The organism is Filimonas effusa (genome assembly GCF_004118675.1).
Taxonomy (GTDB): domain Bacteria; phylum Bacteroidota; class Bacteroidia; order Chitinophagales; family Chitinophagaceae; genus Filimonas; species Filimonas effusa.
Window position 1 is genome coordinate 1,280,791 of the sequence record NZ_SDHZ01000001.1, and the last position, 13,314, is coordinate 1,294,104.

The following is a 13,314-nucleotide window of genomic DNA, read 5'->3' on the forward strand; positions in this document are numbered from 1 at the left end:
AATAACAGCCACCTGCCCGCTATGCTTACAATACACCTCAACAAACTTCGCTTCTTCGCCTACCACGGCCTCTATGAAGAGGAAACGGTGGCAGGAGAGGAGTTTGAGCTGGATGTACACCTTCAGTATATCCCGGCAACACTGCCCATACATCATGTAAAGGAAACAGTAGATTACACCGGCGTCTACAAACTCATTAAAGAAAGAATGGCCAGGCCCGAATTGTTCCTCGAAACCCTGGCCTACCATATCGCAGAAGATATCTTCACCAACTTCCCCGCAGTGCTTTCTGTCGACATCACCGTCACTAAACTCAGACCTCCCGTTGTTAATTTTACCGGAAATATCTCCGTTCAATACGTAGTGAATCGCTCTGCTGTTTAAATTGCTGCAGACATCTGCTTTACTCAACTTATTCAACAGTACTATGATCAATCGGAAAAAATGGTTCCTGCTGTTCTCAGCTTGTCTTTGCATGAGCATATCCCAGTTAAAGGCACAGGACAAAAACACCTTACTCCAGGAAGCACAAAACCTCGAACGACAATTCAAAGACGGCGAAGCACTTGAGAAATACAAAACACTCGCCAATGCCGACACCACAAACATTCCCGTTCTGCTGAAAGCAGCAGAGCTAAGCTGCGCCGTAGGTGGCAGGATAGCCGATAAAAATGCCCGCAAACCTTATTATGACCAGGCGGCCGGCTTTGCAGCAAAAGCCATAGCAGCAGCCCCTCAGAATCCACAGGCAAACTATGTGATGGCGCTGGTAGCAGGGAGGATGACCGAAGTGGAAACAGAAAATAAAAAGATCATTGCCTACGTAAAGCAGATCAAAGAATATGGCGACAAGGCGATAAGTCTTAATCCTTCTTTTGGAAAAGCATATTATCTCGTAGGAAAATGGCACTCCGAAATGGTGAACCTGGCCTGGTTCAAAAAAGCCGCCATCAAAACCATCTATGGTGGCATGCCGGCAGCCAGTATAGATTCCGCCATTACCTACATGGAAAAATGCAGAACACTGGAACCGTATTATGTCTTAAACTACCTCGACCTGGCAAAAGCCTATAAAGCGGAGGACAAACCCGCCAAAGCCATCGAAGTTTTAAATAAACTGGTAAAACTGCCCACACGTACCGCCGATGATAATGCGTTTAAAGCGGAAGGCAAAAAAATGCTTGAAAGTATGCAGTAAGCAGGTTGGCCGGTAATGTCACCCAACCCTCTATTTAAAACGTAAATCGCTCCGGAGATAGCTTGACACTTTCCCCGGAGCGATACATTATAAAATAAAAATATAAAATAATTATTTAATCCAACATCAGGTGCTAAAAACTTTAGACAAAGCATCCTTAAAGCTTCTTTAAAGCATCCTAAGAGCTTCCTAAAGGCTCCCCAAAAACACCCCAAAAAGGCATCATCACCTCCCGATTTCTAAAAAAATTAGTTTCCCATCATATCCATACCGCCACCCTGGTCCGCTTTATTGTTCTTGCGCTTGAAAAGGCTGGCGTCAAACTTACCAAAACGGTAGCTGAAGTTCAGTTTCACCACCTGCGGATCACGACGACGCTGGCTGTCCTGGATCATAAATGCCGATTCAGAATGCACTTTGTATAATTCGGTTCTGAATATATCGTTCACACTCAGCGTTACAGACGCACTGTTGCCACCCTTCCAGGTCCAGTCTTTCTTCACAGCCATATCAAAACTGTAACGGGGTTTAATATAACCTTGTGCCGTACCGGCATTGATCTCACCAAAACCAGGACCACCTCCTCTGTTACCGCCACGACGCCCGCCACCATCCGCGTTGGGAGGCAATACTGTTTTAGCCTGGTAGTTGCCGGAAAACTGTATCGAATAGCCCTTAGGCAGTTTAAAGTTGTTGTTCATCTTCGCGAACCAGCTGAACTGTTCATTGCTGGTCCCCGCATCCTTAAGATTGCCGGTATTGATCTTGGCATTATAAAGGTTCAGGTTAAGCGACAGGTCCCAGATCTTCAGCACGGTATTCCGGTTGGTTAACTCCAGGCCGTAAGTACTGCTGTTGCTGGCATTCGCATAAGTATTGTAAACCGCGCTGTCACCCGTCTGCAGATTGATATCCTGGTACTGGTAACGCGTAATGAGATTGGAGGCATACCTGAAATAAGCCGATGCCAGGAAGTTGGCCCCTTTGGCATACGCATTATTATAGTTGAACTCCAGCACATCTGTAAACTCAGGCTTCAATCCCGCATTACCTACATTCAGGTTCTGTGGGTCATTATAATCAACAATAGGTGTTAACTGGAAGAAAGAAGGCCTGTTTACCTTACGGGTATAGTTTAACTGCAGATCCTGTGCATTGCTGAGCTTGTAAGTAACGAAAGCAGTAGGGAAGAGGTTGACCGGAAAGTCTACTTTGAAAGAAGTATCCCTGTCTAATAACTTACCGGTATAGTTCGAGCTCTCCGCCCTTATACCCAATTGATAGTTCCAGCGTGTGCCCAGTTTAAAACTATAGGTCAGGTAAGCGGCATATACCTGGTCATTAAAAGTATAACGGTTACTTGCCAACGCATTGAACACATAATCCCCCGCCGTTGTATCGAAACGATACTGCTGGTTGTTGCTGCCAAAATTTCGGATGGCGGCTCTTACCCCAGCCTCCAGTTTGCTGTTTTCTGTAATAGGGTTCTCGTAATCCGCCTGAACCGTCCAGAAACGGTTATAACCATCTCCATAGGTGTTCTGAAGCGCAGGTTGTTTCACCTGTGTCGAAGAACCCGGGAAATAAGTATAAGTATTAAGAACGGCATTGTTGCCGTTTGTGCTGGAGTTATAGTTCACATCGGCAGTGATGTTATGGCCATCCTTCTCAAAGTTGTGCCGGAAACCAAGCTGCCCGCCAAAATTATTGAAGTTGAAACTGCTAACTGAAGTGATCTGGTTGTAGTTGCTTAACACTCCGGCAAAAGAAGAATCTATACGTTGCGGCTGATCGTTATCGAAACGGCCATTGGCAATGCTGAAGTTGGCGCTTAGTGTATTACGGTTATCTATAAAGTAATCAAGCCCCGGCCTTATAAAATAAAATCTGCCTTTGCTCACACCATTGATCTCCTGGTGAATGAAAGCGCCGTCGGAACTGAGGTTCTGGCGATCGGTGAACGAAGTTGATTTCGACTTACGTCCCCCGTACATGCCCGCCAGGGTAAAGTTGATCTTGCCTTCCCGGTAGTTTAAATCACCACCGCCGTTAAGCCTGCCACGCGAGTCTATACCGGCACGTATACCACCATTATAACCCGCCTTCTTATTCTTCTTTAATATAATATTTAAGATCCCGCCGCCGCCGCTCGACGCGTCATACTTGGCCGATGGGTTGGTGATCAGCTCCACTTTTTCGATGATATCGGCAGGTATCTGATCTAATGTTAAGGTAGTAGGCCTGCCGTCTACAAACAGCTGCGGAGAAGCATTTCTCAATGTCACGTTCCCATCGATATCCACGTTCACCGATGGTATCTGCTTCATTACTTCTGTAGCAGTTTGCCCCGTACTCACAATGTTTTTATCTACATTGAAGATCTTACGGTCAACGCCCATCTCAAAAAACTGCTTGGCAGTAGAGGTTACAGTTACATTGGCAAGGTTGGTTTCACTGGGCTCCAGCTTAATATTACCCAGGTCTTTATCTACCATGCTCAGCATCTGCTGCATGCGTTGCGAAGGATCGCCGCCGCCATCTCCTTCAGCAGGACGCTTTAAGTTAAAACTTATAGGATTGGAATAATCTGTATAGTTGATTGCTGTAACACGCAAGGTGAACTTACCAAACACTGGTAAGTTTTCGAGGCTGAAATCACCGTTGCCCTGCGTTAATACCGTTGCCAACGCCACATCTTTGGCTTTACGGGTAACTGTATCAAACCGGCTGCCCAGCAACTGAACGGTCGCACCATCTATCCCTTTATTGGTCTTACTGTCAACAACCTTCCCGTAAAAATGGCCCATGTTCATCTGCTGACCACTACCGGGGCGTCCTCCCATACCAGCCGGACGTTGCGCGGCTATTGAACCAGATATAAATGCCGTAACAAGCAAGCACCAAACTCTTATTTTCATCTGATGGATTTTATTAAAACAGGAACCCCTTCATGAGATACCCACTTTTATTATTCTTAATTGATCATTTATCATTACAACGATAGCGCAAAGGACCTGAAGGTTTTTATACCCACATTATTTATTCGGCCGCCCCATAAAGAATTTAGGCAATTGAAAGATCCCTCGGAAACAATAATAGAACCTTATACCAAACAACAGGAATGATTCTCCACAAACGGCAATAAACCATCATTAAAATAAAGAAACGCTTTGTGCAAACGGCGATATACCTAAAACAAAAAACCTTGTAAGAAACAAATCTTACAAGGTTTGATCGGAGGGAGGATGATGGGTCTCGAACCCACGGCCTTCAGTGCCACAAACTGACGCTCTAACCAACTGAGCTACAACCTCCGTCTTGCGGGTTGCAAAAATAGAAAAAACATTTAACTCACCAAAAAAAGCAGAAAAAATCTTCGGAAATATTTGAAGTAATCCGCTGCAAACCTTTGTTAATCCGCATAATTTGAATGGCTTGCAACCTTTTTTCTCCTATTTTTGAGATGCATGACCCGTAAAATTTTAAGAACCATGATGAGCAGAAAAGTGCTTCCCCTGTTAGTGATAATTTTGTGTGGCGTTGGATTGTGGGCTTTTAAATACAGAGGAGAGGAGAATGATACCGCTTTGGCAAGACAACAGAAGTTGCTGGCAACGGTAGGTTTTATCCTCGAACAAAAGCACTATAGTCCAAAAGAGATCAATGACGCGTTCTCAAAAGACATCTTCAAAAAATACCTCGAGAATCTTGACCCGGAAAAAGACATCTTCCTGTCGTCCGACATAGATGCGCTGCGCAAGTTCGACACTACCATCGACGATGAGATCCATGGTGCCCCTATCGCTTTCTTCCCGGCTGTTAGCGTCATTTACAACAAACGCTTTAACGAAGCCACCGATATCTATAAAGCCGTTCTCGCAAAACCTTTCTCTTTCGATACCGATGAAAAGGTTCAGCTCGAAGCCGATTCACTCGACTTCCCCCTAAATGACGCCGCCCGCAAGGAAACATGGCGCAAAAGACTGAAGTTCCTGACACTCGAACGCTTTGTCGACCTCCAGGATCAACGCGCAAAGAGTAAGGCCGCAGATTCCATCCACAGCAAAACTGATGCACAGCTGGAATCAGAAGCACGTGATAAAGTGCTTAAGATGATGGACCGCAACTTCAATAGAATTAAAAACAGAATGAAGGAGGAAGACCAGTTCAACCTCTTCGTTAATACCATCACCGGTCATATGGATCCTCATACCAACTATATGCCTCCCATTGAAAAACGTGCGTTCGATGAAGAAATGAGCAATCGTTTTTACGGCATAGGCGCTCAGTTGCGTATGGAAGACAATGGCATTAAGATCATGAGCCTCGTCACCGGCAGCCCTGCCTGGAAAAGCGGCCAGATCAATGTTAACGACATCATTGTCAAAGTAGCGCAAGGCGCTGAGGAACCTATCGATATCACAGGTTACGACATCGATGATGCCGTAAAACTCATCAGGGGTAACAAAGGCACTGAAGTGCGCCTTACGTTGAAACGTACCGACGGAACCATTAAAGTGGTTTCCCTGGTTCGTGACGAAATAGTGCAGGACGAAGCATTCGCCCGCAGCGTTATCGTTAACAACGGTAACAAAAAGATAGGCTACATCTACCTGCCCGAATTCTATGCCGACTTTGAACGCCCTAACGGCTCCCGTTGCGCTGCCGATGTTGCTGCCGAGGTCCTGAAATTAAAAGCAGAACATATCGATGGTATCATCCTCGACCTGCGTACAAATGGTGGCGGCTCCCTTTACGAGGTCGTTCAAATGGTAGGCCTGTTCATTAAAGGCGGCCCTGTTGTTCAGGTAAAAGACCGTGACGGCAAACCATCTGTACTTAGCGACGATGATAGCAACCACAACCTGTACGATGGTCCGCTGGCTGTTATGGTAAATGAATTGAGCGCATCAGCCTCCGAGATCTTCGCAGCTGCAATACAGGACTATAACCGTGGCATCATCGTAGGCAGCTCGTCTACTTTCGGTAAAGGCACGGTGCAAAAAAGCCTGCCCCTCGGTAAACCTATCGACATGTTCAGCGGCAGAACGGAATACGGTGCGCTGAAACTTACATTCGAGAAATTCTACCGCGTTAACGGCGGTTCCACACAGCTAAAAGGTGTAACACCCGATATTGTAATTCCAGATGCATACGAATACATCAAGTTCCGCGAAAAAGACAATAACTCCGCACTGGAATGGGATCAGATCGCTAAACTGAATTACAATACCTGGGAAGACTCAACAGGTAACGCATACGTGAAAGAACGTGCAGAAGAACGTATTAAAAACAACAAAGCATTTAACTCCATCCGCACCAATACCGAATGGCAGAATAAAAACGTAGCCAGGGAATACAGCCTTAATATTAAAGCTTTCCGCGAAAACCAGAAACGTATCCGCGAAGTAAGCAAAGCTGTTGATACCGTTATGAAACTGCCTAAAGACAACGAATTGAAAGTTCAGGTGCTGGCAGTCGACAAAGAGAAATTTTATAACAACGCTGATAAAGCAAAAGGCGAACGTTACCAGGACTGGCTTAAACGTGTTAAATCGGATATTTATATAGATGAAACCGCGCGCATCGTAGCTGATATGGTCCATGCATCAAATCAGAAGAAAATATTGTCAGCACAAAAATAAAAACCGCATTTTTGCGCCCCTGTTGATCCCAACGCCCCCTTCAACAGGAGGATAATATTGAGGGACTTTTTAACAAATACCATGAGTACTACGGTAAATGAGAAAAAGTGGTTTGCGCTATATACCAAGCCACGTTGGGAGAAAAAGATATTTTCTGTTCTGGAGCGCAAGGGTATAGAAACCTGGTGCCCCTTACAGCGAATTCAAAGGCAATGGAGCGACCGTAAAAAAATCGTTGAAGAGCCTTTGTTCAAGTCCTATGTATTTGTGCGTATCAGCGACCAGGAAAGGTTAAGTGTACTTCAGACAGACGGAGTGCTGAACTTTGTATATTATCTCAGCAAGCCTGCGGTTATAAGAGAAGAGGAAATAGAAATGATCAAATCATACCTCCTTCAGCGGGACGCTATCATTTCTATCGAGTCAGCCGAAGCGTTCGACAAAGACACACGCATCAAGATCAAACAAGGCCTGTTTATGGATCAGGTCGGCACTATTACTCGTCCCGCCGGTAAGAAAAAGGTCTATGTAAGCCTTGAAAGCCTGGGCCAGGTCATGATCGTAGAATTTCCTATTGACTACCTCGAACTTATCGATTGAAGTAACAGATAAAGTAATTTCTCTATAAACAGAGGCTGTATCAAAGTCCGATACAGCCTCGTTTTATTCGTATCCCTCCTGATGGAGCCTGGTATCCATTTAAGCGATTATCGACGCTATTTTTATTTATGAGCCATTCTCTGTTTTATCATTTGCGCCCGTGCCAGACGTAAACCGTAGGGTGCAGGTCCCGGACATACCGAACGCCGCTCAGCAAATGTTTTCTTCCATTTCCCAACCTACCTTTCACCCGCCCGCCATGCTGCATTCAATACTGCTATTTTGCCTGTAATAAACACAACCTCCTGCCTTTCAGGCAGTAATGCAAACCTATACCTGACATATTTACTTAAATAAAACCTTGGATTGGGTTTTGCGGTTATTTTATTCATTAAACAAGATCATTAAACCTATAAATACATTATGAATCTGAATAATTATACAATCAAGGCCCAGGAGAGCATCCAGGCTGCTCAGCAGGCTGCCTTCAACAATAGTAACCCGGTGATTGAAACCAATCACCTGTTGAAGGTATTGCTGGAAGATGAGGATAGCCCGGTTGAATATTTGTTGAAGAAAAACAATGTCAATATACAGTACGCCGAAAGCAAACTGAATGAAAGTATTGGCAAACTGCCCAGAACCACAGGCGGCGACCCTGCACAGAATATCAGCCGCGACCTCAATAATGCACTACTGCGCGCTAACGCATCGCTGAAACAATTCGGAGATGAGTTTGTAAGTGTAGAACATCTGCTGCTCGGTTTACTGCACAATAACGATGAAACAGCTAAGCTGCTGAAAGATGGCGGCCTCACAGAAAAAGGCCTTGTTGCCGCAATTAAAGACCTGCGGAAAGGCGCTACCGTAAACTCGCAAACAGCATCCGGACAATACAACACATTACAGAAATATGCCCGCAACCTCAATGAAATGGCGGCTGGCGGTAAACTCGACCCAGTTATCGGCCGCGATGAAGAGATCAGGAGAACCCTGCATATCCTGTCGCGCCGCAGCAAGAACAACCCTATTTTGGTAGGGGAGCCCGGTGTAGGTAAAACAGCTATCGCCGAAGGACTTGCCATGCGTATCGTAAACGGTGACGTACCGGAGAACCTCAAATCAAAAGTCATTTTTGCGCTCGATATGGGTCAGCTTATCGCCGGCGCCAAATACAAAGGGGAATTCGAAGAACGTCTGAAAGGCGTGATCAAAGAAGTCGCGGAAAGCGATGGGGAAATTATACTCTTCATCGATGAAATTCATACGCTGGTGGGCGCAGGGGGAGGAGAAGGCGCCATGGACGCTGCCAACATCCTGAAACCCGCCCTGGCAAGAGGCGAACTCAGAGCCATAGGCGCCACCACGCTGAACGAATACCAGAAATACTTCGAAAAAGATAAAGCACTGGAACGCCGTTTCCAGAAGGTACTGGTCGACGAGCCTTCTGTAGAAGATGCAGTCAGTATCCTCAGAGGTATTAAAGACCGGTACGAAACACACCACCATGTGCGTATCAAAGACGAAGCGATCATTGCAGCAGTAGAACTGTCTCACAGGTATATCACCGACCGTTTCCTTCCCGATAAAGCCATTGACCTGATCGACGAAAGCGCGGCTAAACTAAGGCTGGAAATGAACAGCATGCCCGAAGAGCTCGATGAACTCGAAAGGAAGATCCGCCAGCTGGAAATTGAACGCGAAGCCATCAAAAGGGAAAATGATGAAGACAAACTGAAAGAACTCAGTACGGAGATCTCCAACCTTATGGTGGAACGCGACACCTTCAAAGCCAAATGGCAGGAAGAGAAAGATCTTGTCGAAAAAGTACAGAATGCAAAAGCCGCTATCGAAAATCTTAAATTCGAAGCCGAACAGGCCGAACGTAATGGCGACTTCGGCAAGGTGGCAGAGATCCGCTATGGCAAGATTAAAGAACAGGAACAGGTAGTAGCCGATATATCCTCCGAGCTCGCCACCATCAATGCCAGCAAACGACTCATGAAAGAAGAGGTTGACGCGGAAGATATAGCCGATGCCATTGCAAAAGCTACCGGGATACCCGTTAGCAAAATGCTGCAAAGCGAAAGGGAAAAGCTGCTTCACCTTGAAGAAGAATTGCACAAAAGGGTGATAGGGCAGAATGAAGCCATAGAAGCCGTATCGGATGCTATCCGGAGAAGCCGTGCAGGCCTTCATGATCCCCGCAAACCCATCGGTTCCTTCATCTTCCTTGGTACCACCGGTGTTGGTAAAACAGAACTTGCCAAAGCACTGGCCGAATACCTGTTCGATGATGAGAACATGATCACGCGGATCGACATGAGCGAATACCAGGAAAAACATACCGTAAGCCGCCTTGTTGGCGCGCCTCCCGGTTATGTTGGCTACGACGAAGGCGGACAATTAACCGAAGCCGTACGCCGCAAACCTTATAGCGTGGTGCTGCTCGATGAGATCGAAAAAGCACACCCCGATGTATTCAACGTATTACTGCAGGTACTTGACGATGGCCGGCTTACCGATAACAAAGGCCGTGTGGTGAACTTCAAGAACACCATCATTATCATGACCAGTAACATGGGTAGCAGCATTATCCAGGAGGCATTCGAAGATATCGACACCAGGGATATAGATGAAGTACTGGACAAAACAAAAGAAGAGGTAATGGTATTACTTCGCCAAACGATCCGCCCCGAATTCCTGAACAGGATCGATGAGGTGATCTTATTCCACCCGCTCCTGAAAAAAGAGATCAAAGGTATCATCAATATCCAGCTGAATAACCTCAAGAAACTGGTAGCGAAAAATGGGATCGAACTGTCGTATAGCGACTACCTGTTAGACTACCTCTCCGAAAACGGTTATGATGTTCAGTTTGGCGCGAGACCGTTAAAACGGCTTATTCAAAAAGAGATCATCAACCCGCTGAGTAAGAAGATCCTGGCAGGCGATATTGATAAAAACCACCCGGTGCTGGTCGACGTGTTCGATAAAGTGTTAGTGTTCAGGAATGATATATAAGCTGTACTTTTGCGATACTATATGAAGTATTCACAATTGATAGGGTTTATAGCAGCACTCGCAGTAATAGGAACTTGTTTTATGCCCTGGGCTTATATAGCCAGCCTGCAAACGGAGATCACCGGCTTTAAAACCATGGGCACCAACTTTGGCCGCCCCGGTTTACTGAACACTGTTTTTGCAGGTATCGCAGCAATACTCTTTTTGATCCCAAGAATATGGTCCAAGCGGGTAAATGTGATTATAGGCGCCATAGGCTTAGCCTGGTCTATACGCAATTACCTGCTTGTTGGAACCTGCGCTATGGGTGAATGCCCTGAAAAAAGGCCCGGTCTTCACCTGCTTCTTTTTCTTAGCATAGGCGTTCTGTTAATGACTTTCCTGCCACGTATTCCCGTAAAGAACGACAATAAGCCGTCTTAAGTTCATCGTCATACCGCCCTTGGCTATTCAACGCTGTTTCGTTCGCTTCCGGTATAGATCGCTGTTTCGTTCGCTTCCGGCTAGATCACCGGAACATCGCCTGTTTCGTTCGTTTCACACATACAGCGTTTATACAAAGTAAGCCATACTGCCGCCAACCCAGGTTTCATTGCTGTTAAAGCCAACGCCTATCATTTTACCTTTACTTAATCTTGCCAGGTTGTGTACGGCAACGGGTCTGGCCCAGCCATCCTTCCAGAAATAAAACAAACGCACCTCCACTTTAGCAGGCGTATCCGGGGTATAGATCACCGGGGCATAAGCTACCTTCTTTTGCAGGATCCAGTTATGAGGATCTTCTATCTGTGCAATAGCCTCGCGGGTAACATCTATCATCACGCCTTTGCCGGCAAAGGAAAAGAGAGGTTTCACTACATAAGCACTTAAATCGTCCGGCAATGTCTGCACTTCATGAAGGAACTGCGTTTCCGGAACATACCGGTGCCTGATGAATGGCAGCGTGTATTTACTGATACGGTAAAACCAGTCAGGATGCGTTACCCATTCTACCGCTTCAGCTTCCTGTAAAAACCTTAACCTAATCCGGATCTCTTCGGGTTGCTGCATCAGCTCATCAAAGATCAGGCGGTTGAAGATCCTGCGTACACGCACTTTATGCCCATCTCGCCGGTAATACAAATAACGCCCCTCTTTCTCCAGTTCTGTTATACAAACCGGCTTTATACCCAGGTAGTCTTCCGTTAAATAAAAATCGATCCTGGTCTTCTGTTCATGTGGCTTCAACTCAAGCAGGATCACTTCCGCTCTATCTGCCTCACCTATGATGATCTCCTTTAGCAGGCTGGTATAACTTCCGGCGGTAAAACCATTCAGGTAAGAAGAGGCACTGTCAGGTATCTGGTAAACCCGCCGGGCGGTTTCCGACATATGACGCTGAAACGCAAACAGGGTAGGAAAGCCCTGCATTTCTACCAGCTGCGGTTCCGGTAAGCCGTCTGCACCCTCACATACACCAAAATCAAACACCATAAAATGCGGCTTTCCTGTATCACCTGGTATCCGGAAGGCATGCGGTATTGCCGGTGCCGTTTGCGCTATAAATTCCGGCTGAAGAATATAGTCTGCAATATGCTCACAGGCATTCAGCATCTTATCACGGAATAAGCTGTCGATAAACACCGGCGTTTCCGCTACTCTGAACGATATGGCTCCGGGATGTACTGCATCCAGTTCAGCCAAATACCTCCGGTATAACGCTTCAGAAAACTGCCCGTTGAATCTGTTCCTGTATGCTGCTACCATTTGCTGTTTGTTGGGCGATGAAATTAGCTAATTATTTATGGTAAAAACAGCTAACCTGCCCATCATCATTGTTTTAATTTTCTTTAACAGCTATTGCCGGTTACAATTCAACGATTGCAGCTATTAATACTTGCAGGCCTGCATCTAAAAATTCCTTCATCAAGTATCAAAACCAAAATTATGAAACCATCCTTCCGGGGCATGGCATGTATCATCGCCATGTCTTTGCTTTCCTGCGGCAAAAATTCGGGTCATGAAAATAAAGAAGTAAGCGACATTGTAGAAACTACCACGCCGGTACAAAACGATCTGCAAACGCAAGCGGCAGATACCTCCACTATCTTACAGGCCGGAATGCCCGCTAATGCCGACTGGGACAAAAAGATCATTAAAACAGCTGACATCACATTACAACTAACCGACTACGCTTCTTTCAATAATAATATTCATAAAAATATCAGGGCATATGGCGCTTATATCGCTTCGGAGAAACAGGTGCATTCTGAATTCGAACTTAAAAACATCATTACAGTAAAGGTTCCGGTCGACCAGTTTGAGCAACTGGCAAACAGCTTCTCCGATTCATCTGTAAAAATCATTGAAAAGAATATTTCCACGCAGGATGTATCGTCTGAGATCGTTGATATTAAAGCAAGAATGGAGGCTAAAAAACAGGTAAGGGAACGCTACCTGGAGCTGCTGAAACAAGCAAAGAATATGAAGGATATTCTTACGGTACAGCAGGAAATAAACGCGATACAGGAAGATATTGAATCTGCCGGCGGGAGAGCCGGCTATCTGTCGCATCAGGCAGCCTACAGCACTATCAATCTTACCTATTACCAGCTACTCAAAGGACCTTGTGAAGTGAGTGAACCTGGCTTCTTTAGCCGCCTGGGCGAAGCTTTTATCAAAAGCCTTAATAGTTTGGAAGATTTTATAGTTTTCCTGTTTTATCTCTGGCCGTTATGGATTGCTTTATTGATTGGCTACCAGTTCTTCCGTAAAAGAAGACGTATAGCGGTCTCCAAACAAAATAAAACTGTTCAGCACAGTAGTGCTGCCGGATCGATTTAAGATCGTAGCTTTAAGGTATCTGCA

9 protein-coding genes and 1 tRNA gene are annotated in these 13,314 nt (G+C 45.7%); 7 read left to right on the forward strand and 3 right to left on the reverse strand.

The window, feature by feature from the left end:
- Positions 1 to 21 precede the first annotated feature (21 nt).
- Both folB and ESB13_RS04695 read left to right on the forward strand, forming a co-directional pair.
- Positions 22 to 384: a dihydroneopterin aldolase gene (folB, locus tag ESB13_RS04690; RefSeq protein WP_129001862.1), complete on the forward strand. Its 363-nt coding sequence runs from the start codon at positions 22 to 24 to the stop codon at positions 382 to 384.
- A gap of 43 nt (positions 385 to 427) precedes the next feature.
- Entirely contained in the window at positions 428 to 1,198 is a 771-nt protein-coding gene (locus tag ESB13_RS04695) for a hypothetical protein (RefSeq protein WP_129001863.1), read from the forward strand.
- Between the two features lie 248 nt (positions 1,199 to 1,446).
- On the opposite strand, the gene ESB13_RS04700 is transcribed toward ESB13_RS04695, so the two are convergent.
- Both ESB13_RS04700 and ESB13_RS04705 read right to left on the reverse strand, forming a co-directional pair.
- Complete coding sequence (locus ESB13_RS04700) at positions 1,447 to 4,116, reverse strand: outer membrane beta-barrel family protein (protein WP_129001864.1); 2,670 nt, start codon at positions 4,114 to 4,116, stop codon at positions 1,447 to 1,449.
- Between the two features lie 322 nt (positions 4,117 to 4,438).
- Positions 4,439 to 4,512 (reverse strand) — tRNA-His (locus ESB13_RS04705).
- A gap of 177 nt (positions 4,513 to 4,689) precedes the next feature.
- Here ESB13_RS04705 and ESB13_RS04710 point away from each other — a divergent pair.
- From ESB13_RS04710 to ESB13_RS04725, 4 genes are all read left to right on the forward strand, one after another.
- Positions 4,690 to 6,843 (forward strand): carboxy terminal-processing peptidase, encoded by a 2,154-nt coding sequence (locus tag ESB13_RS04710; protein WP_129001865.1) that lies wholly within the window; start codon positions 4,690 to 4,692, stop codon positions 6,841 to 6,843.
- A gap of 81 nt (positions 6,844 to 6,924) precedes the next feature.
- A complete protein-coding gene (locus ESB13_RS04715) occupies positions 6,925 to 7,443 on the forward strand; it encodes a UpxY family transcription antiterminator (protein ID WP_129001866.1) in 519 nt (172 codons plus the stop codon).
- 423 nt (positions 7,444 to 7,866) lie between these two features.
- Positions 7,867 to 10,467 carry an ATP-dependent chaperone ClpB gene (clpB, locus tag ESB13_RS04720; RefSeq protein WP_129001867.1) on the forward strand — a complete coding sequence of 867 codons (2,601 nt, stop codon included), beginning with the start codon at positions 7,867 to 7,869 and terminating at the stop codon, positions 10,465 to 10,467.
- Between the two features lie 21 nt (positions 10,468 to 10,488).
- A complete protein-coding gene (locus ESB13_RS04725; RefSeq protein WP_129001868.1) occupies positions 10,489 to 10,890 on the forward strand; it encodes a hypothetical protein in 402 nt (133 codons plus the stop codon).
- A 129-nt stretch (positions 10,891 to 11,019) separates the two neighbouring features.
- Here the strand turns inward: ESB13_RS04725 and ESB13_RS04730 are convergent, their stop codons facing one another.
- Entirely contained in the window at positions 11,020 to 12,213 is a 1,194-nt protein-coding gene (locus tag ESB13_RS04730) for a hypothetical protein (RefSeq protein WP_129001869.1), read from the reverse strand.
- Positions 12,214 to 12,393: 180 nt separating this feature from the next.
- On the opposite strand from ESB13_RS04730, the gene ESB13_RS04735 reads away from it, so the two are divergent.
- Entirely contained in the window at positions 12,394 to 13,290 is an 897-nt protein-coding gene (locus ESB13_RS04735) for a DUF4349 domain-containing protein (RefSeq protein ID WP_129001870.1), read from the forward strand.
- The last annotated feature ends 24 nt before the right edge of the window (positions 13,291 to 13,314 follow it).